This is a genomic window from Lentzea sp., from assembly GCF_035525475.1.
Classification (GTDB): Bacteria; Actinomycetota; Actinomycetes; order Mycobacteriales; family Pseudonocardiaceae; genus Lentzea.
The window spans coordinates 48267-65228 of the sequence record NZ_DATLEC010000169.1 but is presented as its reverse complement, the minus strand read 5'-3'; the positions used below and the strand labels follow the sequence as shown (position 1 = coordinate 65228).

Sequence of the window (16962 nt, the reverse complement as noted above, 5' to 3'; positions counted from 1 at the left end):
CGACGACCACGGTAGTGATCCACGGGGACCGGGGCAGTGGGGCTGGCCCCACTGTTCGCAGCCGATCGGCGGGGCCTTCCGCACGACCGGCGTGTCACTCCGATCAGGACTGGCTCCCGGAACGCGCGGGGGTCACGGAACCAGGACCAGTTTGCCTTCGACCTCGCGGTTCTCCAGGCGGCGGTGCGCTTCGGCGGCCTGCTCCAGCGGCAGGGTGACCACCTCGGGTGCGATCGCCCCGGCTGCCAGTTGCTCGACCAGTGCGGCCATGTCGGCCCGGAAACCCGCTGGATCCTTGTCGACCGCCCGTCCCACGGTGTGCACGACCACGCGAGGACCCGGCGTGAGCTTCGCGCGCAGGAGAGCGCCGACGGTGCGCGCCATCGCACCGGCCCTGGAGTAGCCGGCACCGGTGGCGAAGCTGAACCCGTACGACACGACCACACCCGACGGTTTCGTGGCGCGCCGGGAGCGCGCCAGCGAAGGGCCGCCCACCGGGTCGAACGTCGCCGCGACCGGCACGGGCACCGCGGCCTGGTCCGCGACCCAGGTGGCGCCACCCGCCTCGACCCGGCCGCGCCTGCTCGGGCTGGAGGTCCCGTAGACCGCGACCCCCGCCGCCCTGGCGATCTGGGACAACGCCGACCCCACCCCGCCGGCCGCCCCGAGCACCAGCACGGCCTCACCGGCCGCCGGCCTGACCACGCGGTGGAACATCTGCCAGGCCGTGAGGTAGTTGAGCACCAGCGCGTCGAGCTGTGCGGCGGGAGGTCCCTCTGGCAGCGGGGCGGTCCGCGTCACCGGTGCCAGCACGTGGGTCGCGTAGCCGCCATCGCCGATCAGGGCACCGACGCGCTGACCGGCGGTGAACTCCGTGACGCCGGCGCCGACCCGCTCGACGTGACCGACGACGTCGAACCCCTGGACCTCGGGGAGAGCGCCGGGGGTGAGGCCTTGACGGGTCGAGATGTCGTGGAACGCCACCCCCGCGGCCTCCGTGGTGATCAGGACCTGTCCGGGACCGGGTTCCGGCACCGGCACGGCCTCCACCCGGAGCACCTCAGGACCCCCGGTGGAGGTCAGCCGTACCCGTCTCGCGCCTGCGGCAGTGGTCATGCCCGGAAACATACATGAGAATCTCAAGGAAATGCTCAACGAGTTCGGTTACAGGTCCGCGAGCGCCTTGGCGAGCAACGACTGCAGAAGCCGCTGTTCCTCGTCACCGAGGTGAGCGAAGGGGGAGTGCCTGGCGACGACGGCGAGAAGCCGCTCGCGCACCTTCCGGCCCTCGGCGGTCAGCACCAGCGTCCGGACGCGCCCGTCCCGGGGATGTGGGCGCCGCTCGGCGAGCCCGCGTTCCTCCAGCTGCGCGCTGAGCAGACTGATGTTGGAGGGGTCGCACCGCAGGAGGGACGCCAGCTTGCGCAGCGGCTGGGGCTCGGCGTCCGGGTTCAGGATCCACAGCAGGTTCGCCGTCGGCCCGGTCAGCCCCAGCCGCTCCAGGCCGTCGTGCATGCGGCCGGTGACCTCCCCGGCCACGGCCATCACCTGGTACAGCAACGAAGCCGCGAGCTCATCGACCGCCATGCACCGAGCTTAACTTGAGGTACTCGTGGAGTTGCTCCACGAGACGCGCCCCGAACCGCCGGGTCGGTGAGGCGCGCCCAGCGGCTCCGGCGCACCGAACCAGCGGCCGGCGGCCTCCTCGAACCGGCGGCCCTCACCGGCCCAGGCCACGACACCGTCCGGCCGGACCAGGACGGCGTCGAGCCCGAGGTCGTCCTCGGCCGGTCCGGCCGAGTGGTGGATCCGGCCCTCCCAGGCCCGCGCGGCGTCGCCCAGGTCCCCGCGGAAGTCGAGCAGGACGCCTCGCCCCCGCTGGAGCAGCTCTCCCAGGCGAACGCCGTCCCCGAGGCGGAAGTCCGGGGCGTCGCGGCCGACCAGCGGGTGCTCGCCGCCCAGGTCGTACCGGGTGGACAGGCCTGACGTCTGCTCGAACACGTGGGTCGTCCCGTCCGGGGTCGAGAGCAGGGCGCGAACCAGGCCCTGCAGCGCCGCGGCGTTCTGCCCAGGTCGCATGACCGCCACCTGGGCGCGCGACCAGTCGAGCACGCGTGCGCCGACCGGATGGCGTTCGGTGGTGTAGGTGTCGAGAAGGCCGTCGGGGGCGTACCCGTGCACGGTCGCGGCCAGCTTCCAGCCCAGGTTCACCGCGTCGCCGATGCCCAGGTTCAGCCCCTGCCCGCCGAGCGGTGAGTGGATGTGCGCGGCGTCGCCCGCGAGCAGCACCCGTTCCCGCCGGTAGGTCGTCGTCTGCATCGCCCGGTCGGTGAAGCTGGAGGCCAGGTGGACCTCGCTCAGCGTCACGTCGGTGCCGGAGATCCGGCGCAGCACCTCCTGGAGGTGCTCGCGGGCCGGCGGCTGCGAGCGGTCGAACACGCCGCCGTCGAAGTCCATGAGGCCGATGTGGCCCTCGACAGGTGTCCGCAGGTACATCCCGTGCGGCGTCAAGGCGAAGCCCGGGCTCAGCTTCTCCGGATCGGCGATCGTGGTGAACGCGGTGTACCCGGTCAGCAGGGGCTCGGTGCCGACGAACTCGAAGCCGGCCAGTCCGCGCACCGCGCTGCGTCCGCCGTCGCACCCGACGAGCCAGCGAGCCGGGAACACCCGCTCACCCGCTCTCGCCTCCACGCCCTCGTCGTCCTGTGCGATGGCATCGACCACCACACCGCGCTCGATCTCCACGCCCAGTTCGGCCGCCCTTCCGGACAGGACCGCCTCGACTGCTTCGAGACTCGTCATCACCCCTTCCAGCGCGGGGCTGGGCAACGTCGTGACGTCGACCTTCGCCGGATCGAGCGTCATCCCGGCGAAATGACTCACGTTGCGCGGAGAGGTGTGGGGGTCGTCGTCGACGCCCAGGACCGACAGCATGCCTCTGCGGTAGAACGCCTCCACGGATCCGGCGTTCAGGCCCCGCATCCCGAGCGGGAGTGCCTTCCAGGGGGTGCGCGGGTCCGGTTCCCGTTCGAGCACCAGCACGGTGCAGCCGGCCAGACCGAGCTCGCAGGCCAGGAACAGGCCGACCGGGCCGCCGCCCACGATCACGACGTCGTGCATCAGAAAGCTCCTCGGCTGAACAGCGACAGGTCGATGGAGTCGGCCAGAGCCTGGTAACCGGCGTCGTTGCCGTGCAGGTGATCTCCCGAGTGCAGGTCGTCCCTGATCCGGCTCGGCCGGGCGGGATCGCGCCAGACGGCGTCGAAGTCGAGCACCGCGTCGAAGGCGCCGCTGGTCCGGATCCAGTGGTTGACGGCGCGGCGTGCGGCGTCGCCCTCCTCGCTGAAGATCTCGTCACCCTCGTAGGGCGCCATCGTGGCGCCGTAGATCCTCACGCCGCGGTCGTGCGCGCGGGCGATCATCTGCTGGTGGCCCGCGATGACGTCGTCCGCGGTCACCGGGTCGCCGGGGAACATCGCCAGGAACTCGGCGAGCGGTCCGTCGTCGCGCGGGGCGAAGGAGATGGCGAGGTCGTTGCCGCCGATGGACACCAGCACGTGGCCGAGCCCCGGTGTCGCCAGCACGTCGCGGTCGAAGCGGGCCAGACCCGAGGGCCCCAGCCCGTCGTTCAGCATGCGGTTGCCGCTGATGCCCTGGTTGGAGACGTGGAGACCGCGCTCGGCCAGCCGGTCGGGCCAGCTGCGGTTCAGTCCCGCGGTCGAGCCCGCACCGTCCACTCGGGAGTCACCCAGCGCCACGACTGCCCCGGCCGGGCCGTCGGGCACCACCTCGACCGCCGAGACGAAGCCCTGGGCGGGCAGGGGTTCGGCGTTCGGCGGCAGGGTGTGAGCCGCGACGGCGTTGCCAGGAATCGCCCAGCCCACGTCCAGCGGCATGTCGTGGCCGGTGCAGGACTCGACGCGTCCCGGCAGGTGCAGGCTGATGGACAACCGGGTGAGGGCGTCGAGCGGCAGGTCGACCGGATCGCTGAGGATCGGGGCGCCCGCGGGAACGGTGGTGGCGGCCCGGCCGCCGAAGGTCAGCGCCCGGTCGCTGTCCGGCTTCACGCCGCCGCCGGGCACCGCGAGGCCCAGCCGCGCCGCACCGATGGTGAGAGGGCCGGTCCCGCACTCGTTGGTGAAGCGGACGCGCACCCGCTGCCCGCCGCCGCTGACGCGGACTTCCTGGCGCAGCGTCACGTCGGCGAACACGGCGTCGATCGCCTGGGGCGAGGTGCCCCAGGTCCGGACCCAGCCGGCGTCTTCTGTCTTGGTCATGCCGGAAGCGTGCGGTGCGCCGCTTGCAGGAGGCGCACACGGCGCTGACACCGCACGCACAGGCGGAGAAGCAGGCCGAGGCGACCCTCGGACCGCTACTTCGTCAGGGGACCTTGTACTCGTTGCACACGACGAAGTGGTCGTCCTGGTCGGCGAGGCAGATGTGGACCCAGCCGGGACCACCGGCGACGTCGACCGGCAGGTTCCAGGAGTCCGACGAGATGTCGTTGCAGTGCAGGCTGGTGCTCCTCTTGGAGCGTTCGAAGCCGGTGCGGTCGTAGGCGAACGCGTAGAGCCGGCGGCAGTAGCTGGCCTTCAGCGTGTAGTCGACGTCGACGGACCGCTGGTGCCAGCGAATGGTCCCGGACCCGATGGTGGCGCCGTAGACGACCTCGAACGGCGTGGAGGGGTCAGCCGTGACGGAGACCGGAGCGGCACCGGCCGATCCCGGTGCGATCAGCATCGCTCCCACCGCCGCGAGCGCCGCCCCCACACCGGCGATGCGGCGTGCCATTCCCTTGAACGTCATGTGTGTCCCCTTTGTCAGAAACGCGGACTTCCGCGCCCTGAAAGGAACTTAGGAAGGCGTTCTACATGGCACCTACACGGTCGCCACACCGAACGGGCCGACTTACCCGTCTTTCGGCCCCGTGTCGCAGCGTGGTGACGCTGCTACGCTCGGAAGTCGTCGACTGGACCGGGTGGGGGAGCCTTGGTTACAACAGCGACGTTCGCGGTCCTCGGACCGCTCTACGTCATGAACAACGGACAGCGGCTGCCGCAGGCGGGGCGACGGCAGCGGGCACTGCTGGCGGCGTTGCTGGTCAGAGCACGGCAGCCGGTCGGGCTGCCCGGCATCGTCGAGGCGCTGTGGGGTGAGCGCCCACCCGCGTCGGCGGTCGCGAACGTGCACACGCACGTGAGCCGGCTGCGGCGCGACCTGGCGGGGATCGGTCTCCCGGACCGGTTGGTCACCGACAGCGGCGGTTACCGGCTGCGGGTCGACTGCGACGAGCTCGACAGCACGCTCTTCCAGACTTCCGCGGAGGAGGCGCGCACGGCGCTGGCGTCGGGTGACGCCGTGAAGGCGGTGGCGGTCTGGGAGGAGGCGTGGTCTCGGTGGCGGGGTGAGCCGCTCGAGGACGTACCGCGGTGCGGGTGGCTGGAGGGCGAGGTGGTGCGGCTGGAGGAGATGGCCGCCACCGCCCGGGAGGACTTCGCCGACGCACGCCTGGCGGCCGGGCAGTTCGGCACCGCCATCACCGAGCTGAGCGCGCTGGTGCGCCGGTCGCCGTTGCGCGAGGGCCTGTGGCGCAGGTTGATGCTCGCGCAGCAACGGGCCGGTCGGCGGGCCGAGGCACTGCAGACCTACCACGCGCTGAGAGCCGTGCTGGTCGAGGCGCTCGGCGTCGAGCCGTGCGACGAGATCCAGCGGCTGCACCAGGAGGTGCTCCAGGGCACCACCGCGGCTCCGCGCGTGGTGCGCCCGATGCAGCTGCCGCCCGACGCGGAGGACCTGGTCGGGCGCGCCGCGGAGACGGCGGAGCTGGTCAGGATGCTGACCGGGGCGGGACAGCGAAGAACCAACGTGGTCGCGGCGATCACCGGCAAGGCCGGTGTCGGCAAGACCGCGCTCGCGGTGCGGGTGGCGCACGAGGTCGGTGCCGAGTTCGGCGGCGGGCAGCTCTACGTGCGGCTGGGCGGCACGTCGCCGTCACCGCGCGATCCGGCGGCCGTGCTCGCGGAACTGCTGATCGCGCTCGGCGTGCACCCGCACGCGGTGCCGGACGACCTGGACGCCCAGGCCGCGCTGTACCGCTCGCAGCTGGCCTCGCGGAAGGTGCTCGTCGTGCTGGACGACGCGGCGGGCATGGCGCAGGTCCGGCCGTTGCTGCCCGGTTCGGCGGGATCCGCGGTGCTGATCACCAGCCGGGGGCAGCTCGTGGAGACGGCCGGGGCGCACACCGTGCACCTCGACGTCCTCTGCGGGCGGGACGCGGTGCGGTTGCTGGCGTCGATCGCCGGGCACGACCGGATGGCCGCGGAGCCCCGTGCCGCCGCGGAGGTCGCGCGCTACTGCGGCAACCTGCCGCTGGCGCTGCGGATCGCCGGGTCCCGGCTCGCGCGGCGCACCCACTGGAAGGTCGGGCGCCTGGCCGACCGCCTGGCCTGCGAGGGCACCCGCCTCAACGAGCTGCGCATCGACGACCTGGAGGCGCGCGCCAGCCTGGCGCTGAGCTACCAGGCGCTCACCGGCGACCAGCAGCGGGCGTTCCGGCTGCTGAGCCTGCTCGACGTGCCCGACTTCCCTGGCTGGGTGGCGGGCCCGCTGCTGGAGCTCGCCGTGCCGGACGCGGAGGAGGTCGTGGACAGCCTGGCCGACGCGCACCTGCTGGAGCTCGCCGCGCCGGGCCGCTACCGGTTCCACGAACTGCTGCGGGTGTTCGGCCGCGAGCGGGCGCAGGACCAGGACACGACCGTGGAACGGACCGCCGCGCTGCGCAGGGCGTTCGGCGCGTGGCTGGACGTGGCCGTGCGGGCGGAGGCCGACCTGCCGTGCCGGTTCCTCAAGACGCGCCTGCCCGACCGGGGTGCGGTGCCGGGCCTGCCGGTCGGCGACCCGCTCTCGTTCCTCGAGGCCGAGCGCGACGCGCTGGTCGCCGTGGCCTCGCAGGCGGTCTCACTGGGCATGACGACGCTGGGCTGCGACGTCGCCGGGGTGCTGACCACGTTGTTCGACCTGCGCGGTCACTACGACCTGTGGCGGCGGACCCACTCGTTCGCGCTGGCGGCCGCCGAACGGGCGGGGGAGCGGCGTCACCGGGCGGTCCTGAGCCAGGGCCTCGGCGCGCTGGCGTTCTACCGCGACCACTTCCACGAGGCGAGCGTGCGCTTCGTCGCGGCGCAACGGTTGTTCGCTGATGCCGGTGACGCCCACGGGCGGGCCTACGCCGATCTCGGGGTGGGCAGCGTGCACATGTTCCACGGGCGGCACGACGAGGCGGCCACGGAGCTGACGCGCGCACTGGCGGTGTTCCGCGAGTGCGAGGACGCCTGCGGGGAGGCGTTCTCGTTGCAGGGACTGGGCGTCGTCCACCGCAACCAGGGCCGGCTCGGCGACGCGGAGGCCTTCCTGAACGGGTCGCTGGCGATCTTCGCCGCGCTCGGGTGCGGGTACGGGCGGGCCTGCACGTTGTTCAGCATGGGCCTGCACCACAACGCCCGTGGCGACCTGGAGGCGACGGAACGCGCCCTGATGGAGTCCGTCGAGCTGTTCGGCGCGGCGTCCTGCCCCCGTGACGAGGCACTGGCGCTGCACGTGCTGGCCGCCGTCTGCGCGCAGCAGGGCGACGCGGACAGGGCGGCGGAGCTGATGGCCCGCTCCCAGGCGACGTTCCGCCCGGCCGACGAGAGCGCGGGCAAGGCGGAGACGCTCTACAGCCTCGGCTGGGTGGCGCACCGCACCGGCCGGGTGGACGACGCCGCCGCCTGCTTCGGCGAGGCGTGGCGGCTGTTCGAGCTGCTCGACATGCCGATGCACCAGGAGAGGACGGTGAAGGCGCTGACCCGGCTCGGTCTCACCGCGCCAGGGCGTGTCCCGTGAGTCCGTTCGACTATCGCGGGCGGGACTCACGGGGCACCAGGCCGCTGATCAGGTGCCGCCGCAGCAGCGCGAACACCAGGAGGCAGGGCAGCGCGGTGACGGTGGCGACGGACATCAGCTCCGGCAGGCCGAGGTGTTCGGCGTCCACTGTGGACAACCCGACCGTGAGCGTGAACATCCTGCCGGACCGGCTGGCCACCAGCGGCCACAGGAAGTCGTTCCAGTGCCACAGGAACACGAACACCGCGAGCGTCGCGAGCACGGGGCGGCACAACGGCAGCACCACGTGCCAATAGGTGCGCCAGTCGCCGGCGCCGTCGATCCACACGGCGTCGAACACGTCGTCCGGCAATGCCCGGATGAACTGCCGCAGCAGCAGGACGGCCTGCGCGTTGGCCAGCGTCGGCACGATCAGACCGGGGTAGCTGTCGATCCAGCCGAGCTGGGCGATCAGCAGCAGCGACGGCATCATCACCGTGTGCGCCGGCACCATCAAGGTGGCCAGCAACGACCACAGCAACGCGTCGCGTCCGGGGAACCGCTTGCGGGCGAACACGTACGCGGCCATCGACGCCGACACCAGCACGGCCACCACCGAGACCGCCGCGTAGACCAGGGTGTTGAGCATCCACCGCGGCAGGCCGGAGGTCTCGACCACCCCGGCGAGGTTGCGCAACGTCAGCGATCCCGGCAGTCCGTGCGGGAGGGTGGGTTCACCGGAGGGGGAGAGGGCGATCACCAGCATCAACACGAACGGGCCGACCGCCACGAGCGTGATCACCACCAGGAGCCCGGTCAGCAACCGTTGCCGCGTCACGGTTTCCGCTCCAGCACACGGCGCTGCACGAGCGACACCAGCAGCACGACGGCCCACAGCACCACGCCGGCGGCCGAGGCGCGGCCGAAGGTGAGGTCCTTGAAGCCGTAGTCGTAGATCGCGTATGCCAGCGTGTAGCTCGCCCGCACCGGGCCACCGGCGGTCATCACGTAGATCGTGTCGAACACCTGGAAGGCACCGATGGTCTCGACGACCACCACGAAGAGCAGGACCGGGCGCAACAGCGGCAACCTGACGTGGCGAAAGCGCTGCCAGGCGCTCGCGCCGTCCACCCGCGCCGCGTCCAGGCACCCGGCCGGCACCCTCCGGACACCCGCGAGCAGGATCACCGTCGCGTACCCGAAGCCCTTCCACACCCCGACGACGGCCAGTGCGGGCAGCACGAACGCCGGGGAGTTCAGCAACGGTCCGAAGAGCCACTGCCACACGACCCCGGCGAGCACCAGGCTCGTGACGTACGGCGTCAGCAGCGCCGTACGGAACAGGCCGCGGCCCCACCGCACCGCGTCGAGCAGCAGCGCCGTGCCCAGCGCGACCACGACCGTGAGCGGCACGCACAGCGCCACGTAGGCCAGCGTCGTGGTGAGGCTGTCCAGGAACACCTCGTCCCGCAGGAGTTCCGCGTAGTTCGCCGTGCCGGTGAACCGCCAGTCGCCACCCAGCCGGTAGTCGGTCAGGCTCAGTCCCAGCACGCCGATCATCGGCACGAACCGGAACACCCCGAACAGCACCAGGACCGGCAGCAGGAACACCAGCGTGGTGAACGCCCCGCGCATCACCCCCTGCCGAGCAGCGCGTCGACCTCGGCGGCCGCCGAGGCGAGCGCCTGCTCCGGTGTGGCGCGGCCGAGCAACGCGGCCTGCAGGTGCGGCGCCAGCAGCTTCATCACCCTGCGCGCCTGAGGATGCGCGTCGCCGGAACGGGCGAACGGCAACGCCTCGGCGAAAGTCCTGTCCACCGGGTCGGCGGGTGCCGGGGCCGCGTCCGACCACGGCTCGAAGTACCCGGACCGGGCACACAGCTCCTCGACCACCGCGGGTGAGGCCAGGTAGGTGAGGAGGTGCCGGGCCGCCTCCTGGTTCTTCGCCGCACGCAGCAACGAAGCCGCTCCCGGCATGCCGAAGGTGGCCTGCACCGTGCCGCGCAGGGGTGCCCCGACCACGGCGTCCGCCTCACCGATCCCCGCGATGACGGAACGGGCCTGGGCGGCGGTCGCGGCGTGGGCCATCGCCGCCCCACCGGTCACCACCGGCTCGTTCGCGAGCCCGGAACGCTTGGTCGCGGCGTCCTCCGGCAGTCCGCCCGCGTTCTTCAGGTCGACGAGGAAACTCAGTGCCGCGAGGCCCTCCGGGGAGTGGAACGCGCTCCTCCTGCCGTCCTCGCTGAACACCGTGCCGCCCGCCTGCCACAGCAGCGGGTAGAAGGTGAGGTTGAGAGTGACCTCGGTGGAACCGGAGTAGTCGAGCACGGGCACGCCTCTGGCGGCCAGCTTCGGCGCGGCCGCGCGCACCTCGTCCCACGTCCGCGGCAGGTCGGTGATCCCGGCCTCCGCGAACAGCTTCCGGTTGTACACGGTGGTCGTGACGGTCTGGTAGAGCGGCACGCCGTAGACCTGTCCCCGCACGCTCACCGCGTCGACCGCGGCCGGCCGCACCGTGCGCTCGCCGCCGGTCACCACGTCGCCGACGGGCTGGATGGCGCCTTGATCGACGTACTGCGGGATCATGTCCGGTTGCAGGAGCACGACGTCCGGACCGCTGCCGGACATCAGCGCGGCGCCCAGCTTCTCCTCCCTGCCCTTCCAGGGTTGCAGCTCGACCCGCAGGTCGACGCCGTACCTGTCCTCGAAGCCCGTCTCGACCCCGCGCCAGAACTCCTCGCTGAGCGCCTGGTTCTCGATCACCGGGTACATCCACAGCGTCACCGCGTCCCGGCCGGAGTCGCCCGTGCCGCACGACGGCAGTGCTGCCAGCACCAGCGCCGCCACGAGCACCCTTCTCATGCCGCCGCCTCGCCGAGTCCGAAGAGACCGGTCGCGTTGCGCCACATGACGTGCTCGTGCTCGAGCTCCGTCAGTTCCGCGTCCGCGACCATCCCCAGCGCTATCGCCGGGTCCACCAGCGTGCTGTCCGTGCCGAACAGCACCTGCCCCACGGGCACCCGGTCGAGTGCGTAGCGGATCTTGCCCCGGTCGGTGATCGAGCAGCACGGTTCGAGGTAGAGCCGGTCCGTCCGGCACGCCGCCTCCACCGCCGTGCGCCACGCGGGGCCGCCCATGTGCCCCGCGATGATCCTCAGGCGGTCGTGCTCCTCCAGCACGTCCACGAGACCCATCACGGTGTCGTCCCAGGTGTGGACGAGCACCGGCATACCGGCCTCGGCGGCCAGCCCGAGGGAGCGCCGGACGGCCGCCGAGGTCAGCGGCTGGGCCGGATAGGTGGTGTGGATCTTGACGCCCACGAACCGGCCGGTCGGCGCGTACCTGTCCAGCTCGGCAGCGGCCTGGGAGAGGTAGTTCGGGTTGATGACCACGTACCCGAGAAGACGGGGTTGCACGTCGAGGACTTCCGCCATCCACCTGTTGCCCGCGACCATGTCGTAGGTGACGGCCTCCGACGCGGACACGATCTGCCGGTCGATGCCGTAGCGGTCCATCAGCGCGAGGTTGAGCTCGGCGGCACCCACGTCCGTGGCGAAGAACCACGGTCCGGCGTGCGCGTGGACGTCGATGATCACCGTTCTTCCCCCAGCCACTCCTCGGCGGTCCCGCGGGACACCTGCCGCCAGTCCTGCTCTGTCAGCCCGGCCGTCCGCAGCCGGAGCGCGGACGGCATGACGTCGTGGACGGGGGTCCGCGACCCGTAGGCGAGGTGGTGCGCACCGACCTCGCCGGCGATCCGCTCGATCGAGTCCGGGCCGACCAGCATCCGGGTCGAGGCCACGAAACCGGGCTCGCGGCGGGCCATCACCACGAAGTCCGACACCCGGTAGGCGTGCACGTCCAGGAAGCACACCCGCGCACCCCTGCCCGCGAACGGCCGCCAGAACTGGCTGAAGTCCCCGCTGGTGAGCAGCACCAGGTCGTAGGTGACGGCGACGTCGACGATGTGGGCGAGGCCGGGTGAGACGGGCTCCGCCCACTGTTCCGGCGGGAAGAGCCTCAGCAGTCTCGTGCCAGAGCCGGCGAGCCGGGCGATCTCGTCCTCCGCGCCCAGCGCGTCCCGGACGTCGACCGTGCCGACGGGCACGAACCGGGGGTGCTGCTCGGAGGCCTTGCGCGTCTCGTCGTTGCCGGAGCGGACGTCGAACAGCGCGGCGCGCAGCGAGCACAGCAGACCGCGGCGGACGCCGTGGCTCTCCTGCTGCCCGGCGACCGCGTCCAGCGAGGCGTCCACCTCCCGGTTCGGCACCGCGCCGAACAGCACGTCGACGTCGACGCCGATCTCGCGCCGCTCGGCGGGCACGTGGGGGAGGGTCACCATGCCCCGGAGTCTGGTGACCGCGTCTACACGCGTCCTACACGCTCGTCCGGCCGGGCACGGGGTCAGGAGGTCACGGCGAGGCCTTCGGGCTCACGGCCGATCGGCACCGTGGCGACCAGGTTCCCGGTGCCGGAGTCGATGATCGACATGGGCCCCGCGGCGGAGTTGGTCACGTAGACGAAGCTGTCGTCGGGGCTGGCGGCCGGGCCCTCCGGCTGCTGCGCCACCGGGATGCCGGGAACGACCGGGGCCGGCCCCGGTCGAGGACGGTGACCGTGTCGGAGCCGAAGTTGGTCACGTACGCGTGGGTCGCGGTGAGCGCGACGCCGAACGGGTGAGTGCCCGACCGGCACCGACGCCACCACCTCGCCCAGTCGTGTGCCGTGAACGGCCGTCACGTCGGCACCGCTGTTGGCGGTAACTCATCAGGGCGATGGTTTCGCGCGAACGGGTCGAGAAGGTTCTTCCTGCCGCCGATCGCCCGTTCGGGTGGCGCCGACCGCTCGGTTCCGGCAGGTGCCCGTTCTGCTTCTCACTGCGCAGCAATGGTCCTGGTGGGTGCCGGAGTGACCGCGACGCAGGCCGTCGCCGCCACGATCGGTGCCGGCGGGAAGCCGTCCTAGCCGGGCTCACGTGCGGAACCGGTGCGACGCAACAGATTTCGGCCGTGGGTGACATCGGCGCGGGCCACGCCGGTGTGCGCGACCGGCAGCTACGGCGTGGTGCTGGTGAACGAGGCGGGCAACGGAACCTGCACGCTTTCCGTCTCCTGACCATGAGGGGGTTGCTCCAGGCCCGTCTCGGGGCAACCCCCCGGACAGGGGGACGTCGTGCGGTGGTTCTCGATGATGTGCTTGATCGTGCTGGCCGGCTGTGGCGCGGACGCTCCGGCGTTGCCGGACGGACTCGCACTGCAGGCCAGGCAACTGGTCGGCATGCCCAGCCCCAGGCCGGCCGCGCTGCCGGAGTTCAGCCTCTACGGCGACGGCACGGTCATCCGGCCGGGCCCTCCTGCAGGCGCGTTGCAAAGGGCGGAGAAGGTCCACATAGGACGTGAGAGGGCGACTGACTTCTACGAGGACGCCCACGACGCGGGACTCGACCGAGACCAGGACATCCCCGACGACTCGGTGATCGACGGGTACATGCAGGTGTTCGTGCTGAACTCCGGCGGCCACCGGTTCGTCACCAGGGCCGTGAACCCGGAAGGCGAGCTGGCCGACTTCCACTCGACGCTGCACGTGGACGGCACGGCGACGCCCTACCGGCCGGCGAAGATCGTCGCCGTGGCGTGGGCGCCCGGCTCGTCACGGGACGCGCGCCCGTGGCCGTTCGCGCCGCCGGAGACGAAGGTCGACGCCGGCCTCTGCGTGGTGCTGGACGCCGCGCAGGTGGAGGGGTTCGCGCGCGACGTGCCGAAGGGGACGCCGTTCCGCATCGGCGAGGCGTCGTTCGTCGTGGTGTTCCGGCCGCTGCTGCCGGGCGAGTCCGGGTGTGGTGACGTCTAGGGCGCGGGTACGGCCGGACAGCAGCAGCCGGAGCGGTCCGCGAACGACGTCGGCGAACACGGATCCGGTGTGGGTGCGGACCTCGAATCCGAAGTGGACGGTGTAGGAGTCGGCGGCGGCGTGGACGTCGTCGACGAGGTAGCGCACACCGGCGAGTTGCTCGGTCATCGGTCATCCCTTCGGCCCGCGGCGACCGCGCGCTGTTGCCGGTGCACGTGGCGAGCACGCTGACGCCGTGGAGGGGTGTCGTCACCGGGTCGGGAAGCAGCCGGAACCTCAGGCGAGAACGACACGAAGCCTCCTTCCGGCCGAGTCCTCCGACGCTGTCCGCCGACCGGCGCGAGGGCCTCGTGACTTAAAAGTGAACGGCAACCATCCGAACGACCGGATGTCGATCGTGCCCGCCGGGGTTACCGTCGCCTCACCCTGCGATCTCTGCGATCCCTGCGAAGGAGCCCGATCGTGCGAAGAAGAAGATCCCTGCTGTCCACGGCACTGGTGACCGTGGTCGTGGCGGCGATGGCCATCCCGGCATCCGCCGCCGCACCCCTCGCCGGGTGCTCCGGCACGAACGACGGCGACGTGACGATCGGCGACAACACCACCGTCGAGTCGCCGCTCACGATCTCCGACTGCCCCTCGGTCCCGTCGGCCACCAGCACGGTGCCGGTGAAGATCGTCCACACCTACGTCGGTGACCTCCAGGTCAGCCTGATCGCACCGGACGGCTCCGCGTACGTCCTGCACAACCGCTCCGGCGGCTCCGCGGACAACATCGACCAGACCTACACCGTCGACCTCTCGGGCGAGACCTCGAACGGCACCTGGAAGCTGCGCGTCAACGACAACGCGGCCAACGACACCGGCCGGATCGACTCGTGGTCGCTCAACCTCGGCGGCTCCACGCCGGCCAACGACTTCTCCGTCGCGGTGTCACCGGCGTCCGGTTCCGTCGCGGCGGGGGCGTCCGCCTCGGCCACCGTGCAGACCCAGACCACGGCCGGCCAGGCGCAGACCGTGCAGCTGACCGCCACCGGACTGCCCTCCGGCGCAACGGCTTCGTTCAGCCCGGCCTCGGTCACGACCGGGTCGAGCTCGACGCTGACGGTCAGCACCACGGCGTCGATCTCGTCCGGCACGTACCCGATCACCGTCCGCGCCGCGGGCACCACGACGAAGACCGCGACCTACACGCTGACCGTCACCGGCGGCACCGGTCCGCAGATCCCGGACATCGACATCGCGGCGGTCAAGGCGCACCTCGCCCAGTTCGGCACGATCGCCTCGCAGAACGGCGGCAACCGGCGTTCCACCACGGCCGGCTACCGCGCGTCGGTGGCGTACGTGAAGGACAAGCTCACCGCGGCCGGGTTCACCGTGACCGAGCAGCCCTGCACGTCGGGCTGCACGAGCGGCGCCGGTCCGAACGTGATCGCGGAGTGGCCCGGCGGCAACGCGAACAACGTCTACATGTTCGGCGCCCACCTGGACGGCGTGTCCGCGGGGCCCGGCATCAACGACAACGGCTCGGGCTCGGCGGCGTTGCTGGAGACCGCGCTCGTGCTGTCGCGCACCAACCCGTCGATGCTGAACAAGGTCCGCTTCGGCTGGTGGACCGACGAGGAGCAGGGCCTCAACGGCTCGCGCTTCTACGTCTCGCAGCTCCCGTCGACCGAGCGCACGAAGATCAAGACCTACCACAACTTCGACATGATCGGGTCGGTCAACGGCGGCTACTTCATCAACAACATCACCAGCGCCCAGTCCGTCCACATGAAGGCGTACTGGGACTCGCTCGGCCTTCAGCCGGAGGAGAACACCGAGGGCCGCAACCGGTCCGACGACGCGTCCTTCACCAACGCGGGCATCCCGGCGTCCGGCTACGCGATGGGCGCCAGCGCCCGCAAGACCGCGGCGCAGGCGACGAAGTGGGGCGGCACCTCGGGCGGCGCGTTCGACCCCTGCTACCACTCGTCGTGCGACACCACGGCCAACATCAGCGACACCCATCTCAACCGCGCGGTCGACGGCATCGCCTACACCCTGTGGAAGTCGGCGGTGAGCAGCGGCACGCCCGGCGCCGACTTCTCCGTGTCGGTGTCACCGGCGTCCGGTTCGGTGGCGGCGGGTTCTTCGGTCACGGCTTCGGTCAGCACCCGGACGGTGAGCGGTGACGCGCAGACCGTGCAGCTGTCGGCGTCCGGACTGCCTTCCGGCGCAACGGCTTCGTTCAGCCCGGACTCCGTCACCACCGGGTCGGGTTCGACGCTGACGATCAGCACCACGGCGTCCGTGGCGGCGGGCACCTATCCCGTCGCGATCACCGCGGCCGGGTCGTCGGCCCGCACCGCCACCTACTCGCTGACCGTCGCGGGCGGCGGTGGCGGCAGCTGTTCCGGCACCAACCCGAACGACGTCGCCATCCCGGACGCGGGCGCCGCGGTCGACAGCGACGTCGTGATCTCCGGGTGTTCCGCGACGCCGTCCGCGGCCGCGGTGGTGACGGTGCGGATCGTCCACCCGTACATCGGTGACCTCACGGTGTCCCTGATCGCACCGGACGGCTCGGCGTACACACTGCACAACCGCAGCGGCGGCAGCGCGGACAACATCGACCGCACCTACACGGCCGACGTGTCCAGCGAGATCGCCAACGGCACGTGGAAGCTCCGCGTCCGCGACCTGGCGGCATCCGACGCCGGCACGATCGACACGTGGGGCGTGAACCTGACGCCGTGACCCCCTGAGCAAGTGGCCTCTTGGTTTACGGCCTCAATGGGCCTTCTGAGAGGCCACTTGCTCAGCGACGATGATCGTCGTGACGACTCAGAACACAGTGGCGGAGCTGGCCGCCGAAGACACCGCACTGGCCTTCGACGCGCTCCGCGAGCTCCGCCCCCACCTCACGTCGGCCGAGGAGCTCGTCGAACTCGTGCGGGCCCAGCGGCGGGAGGGCTACCGGCTCGCCGCCTCCTTCGACCCGGCAGGCCGTGTCGTCGCGGTGGCGGGGTTCCGGCACATCACGAACCTCTACGCCGGGCCGCACCTCTACATCGACGACCTGAGCACCCTCCCGCCGGCCCGCGGGCAGGGCCACGCGAGCGCGCTGCTGCGCTGGGTCGACGAGGAGGCCCGCCGCCTCGGCTGCGCGGGCGTCCACCTCGACTCCGGAACGCAGCGGCACGACGCCCACCGGCTCTACCTCGGCTCCGGGTACGTCATCCCCGCCTTCCACTTCTCGAAACGCCTCTGA

The 16962-nt window shown here is 71.6% G+C and carries 15 protein-coding genes; 4 read left to right on the top strand and 11 right to left on the bottom strand.

All coding sequences use genetic code 11. The features are described from left to right. Positions 1-132 precede the first annotated feature (132 nt). The 5 genes from VM306_RS27625 to VM306_RS27605 form a co-directional block, all read right to left on the bottom strand. A complete protein-coding gene (locus VM306_RS27625) occupies positions 133-1116 on the bottom strand; it encodes a zinc-binding dehydrogenase (protein ID WP_325520249.1) in 984 nt (327 codons plus the stop codon). Between the two features lie 48 nt (positions 1117-1164). Further along, positions 1165-1587 carry a MarR family winged helix-turn-helix transcriptional regulator gene (locus VM306_RS27620; RefSeq protein ID WP_325520247.1) on the bottom strand — a complete coding sequence of 141 codons (423 nt, stop codon included), beginning with the start codon at positions 1585-1587 and terminating at the stop codon, positions 1165-1167. Positions 1588-1596: 9 nt separating this feature from the next. Beyond that, a complete protein-coding gene (locus VM306_RS27615; RefSeq protein WP_325520245.1) occupies positions 1597-3120 on the bottom strand; it encodes an FAD-dependent monooxygenase in 1524 nt (507 codons plus the stop codon). Continuing rightward, positions 3120-4277, bottom strand: a complete 1158-nt coding sequence (locus VM306_RS27610; RefSeq protein WP_325520243.1) for an SGNH/GDSL hydrolase family protein — start codon at positions 4275-4277, stop codon at positions 3120-3122. Before VM306_RS27610 ends, VM306_RS27615 begins: the two co-directional genes overlap by 1 nt. A gap of 103 nt (positions 4278-4380) precedes the next feature. After that, positions 4381-4806: a hypothetical protein gene (locus VM306_RS27605; RefSeq protein ID WP_325520241.1), complete on the bottom strand. Its 426-nt coding sequence runs from the start codon at positions 4804-4806 to the stop codon at positions 4381-4383. A gap of 183 nt (positions 4807-4989) precedes the next feature. Here VM306_RS27605 and VM306_RS27600 point away from each other — a divergent pair, with 183 nt between their 5' ends. Then, the gene (locus VM306_RS27600) at positions 4990-7881 is read left to right on the top strand and encodes an AfsR/SARP family transcriptional regulator (RefSeq protein WP_325520239.1); all 2892 of its coding nucleotides are present in this window, start codon (positions 4990-4992) and stop codon (positions 7879-7881) included. Between the two features lie 10 nt (positions 7882-7891). Here the strand turns inward: VM306_RS27600 and VM306_RS27595 are convergent, their stop codons facing one another. From VM306_RS27595 to VM306_RS27570, 6 genes are all read right to left on the bottom strand, one after another. Beyond that, on the bottom strand, positions 7892-8698 hold the full coding sequence (locus VM306_RS27595) for a carbohydrate ABC transporter permease (RefSeq protein ID WP_325520237.1): 807 nt from the start codon (positions 8696-8698) through the stop codon (positions 7892-7894). Then, the gene (locus tag VM306_RS27590) at positions 8695-9495 is read right to left on the bottom strand and encodes a sugar ABC transporter permease (RefSeq protein ID WP_325520235.1); all 801 of its coding nucleotides are present in this window, start codon (positions 9493-9495) and stop codon (positions 8695-8697) included. Before VM306_RS27590 ends, VM306_RS27595 begins: the two co-directional genes overlap by 4 nt. After that, entirely contained in the window at positions 9495-10721 is a 1227-nt protein-coding gene (locus VM306_RS27585; protein ID WP_325520233.1) for an extracellular solute-binding protein, read from the bottom strand. Before VM306_RS27585 ends, VM306_RS27590 begins: the two co-directional genes overlap by 1 nt. Further along, positions 10718-11455 carry an amidohydrolase family protein gene (locus tag VM306_RS27580; protein WP_325520231.1) on the bottom strand — a complete coding sequence of 246 codons (738 nt, stop codon included), beginning with the start codon at positions 11453-11455 and terminating at the stop codon, positions 10718-10720. The genes VM306_RS27585 and VM306_RS27580 overlap by 4 nt, the downstream gene beginning before the upstream one ends. Continuing rightward, positions 11452-12201, bottom strand: a complete 750-nt coding sequence (locus VM306_RS27575) for a hypothetical protein (protein ID WP_325520229.1) — start codon at positions 12199-12201, stop codon at positions 11452-11454. The genes VM306_RS27580 and VM306_RS27575 overlap by 4 nt, the downstream gene beginning before the upstream one ends. A gap of 62 nt (positions 12202-12263) precedes the next feature. Continuing rightward, positions 12264-12428: a hypothetical protein gene (locus VM306_RS27570; RefSeq protein WP_325520227.1), complete on the bottom strand. Its 165-nt coding sequence runs from the start codon at positions 12426-12428 to the stop codon at positions 12264-12266. Between the two features lie 618 nt (positions 12429-13046). On the opposite strand from VM306_RS27570, the gene VM306_RS27565 reads away from it, so the two are divergent. From VM306_RS27565 to VM306_RS27550, 3 genes are all read left to right on the top strand, one after another. Beyond that, the gene (locus VM306_RS27565; protein WP_325520225.1) at positions 13047-13709 is read left to right on the top strand and encodes a hypothetical protein; all 663 of its coding nucleotides are present in this window, start codon (positions 13047-13049) and stop codon (positions 13707-13709) included. A 462-nt stretch (positions 13710-14171) separates the two neighbouring features. Beyond that, positions 14172-16448, top strand: a complete 2277-nt coding sequence (locus tag VM306_RS27555) for a M28 family peptidase (protein WP_325520223.1) — start codon at positions 14172-14174, stop codon at positions 16446-16448. A 79-nt stretch (positions 16449-16527) separates the two neighbouring features. Continuing rightward, on the top strand, positions 16528-16962 hold the full coding sequence (locus VM306_RS27550; protein ID WP_325520221.1) for a GNAT family N-acetyltransferase: 435 nt from the start codon (positions 16528-16530) through the stop codon (positions 16960-16962).

Coding starts and splice junctions, on each gene's coding strand:
- VM306_RS27575 (WP_325520229.1), bottom strand. CDS start 12,201: ATGGTGACCCTCCCCCACGTGCCCGCCGAGCGGCGCGAGATCGGCGTC.
- VM306_RS27605 (WP_325520241.1), bottom strand. CDS start 4,806: ATGACGTTCAAGGGAATGGCACGCCGCATCGCCGGTGTGGGGGCGGCG.
- VM306_RS27625 (WP_325520249.1), bottom strand. CDS start 1,116: ATGACCACTGCCGCAGGCGCGAGACGGGTACGGCTGACCTCCACCGGG.
- VM306_RS27565 (WP_325520225.1), top strand. CDS start 13,047: ATGATGTGCTTGATCGTGCTGGCCGGCTGTGGCGCGGACGCTCCGGCG.
- VM306_RS27590 (WP_325520235.1), bottom strand. CDS start 9,495: ATGCGCGGGGCGTTCACCACGCTGGTGTTCCTGCTGCCGGTCCTGGTG.
- VM306_RS27615 (WP_325520245.1), bottom strand. CDS start 3,120: ATGCACGACGTCGTGATCGTGGGCGGCGGCCCGGTCGGCCTGTTCCTG.
- VM306_RS27585 (WP_325520233.1), bottom strand. CDS start 10,721: ATGAGAAGGGTGCTCGTGGCGGCGCTGGTGCTGGCAGCACTGCCGTCG.
- VM306_RS27610 (WP_325520243.1), bottom strand. CDS start 4,277: ATGACCAAGACAGAAGACGCCGGCTGGGTCCGGACCTGGGGCACCTCG.
- VM306_RS27620 (WP_325520247.1), bottom strand. CDS start 1,587: ATGGCGGTCGATGAGCTCGCGGCTTCGTTGCTGTACCAGGTGATGGCC.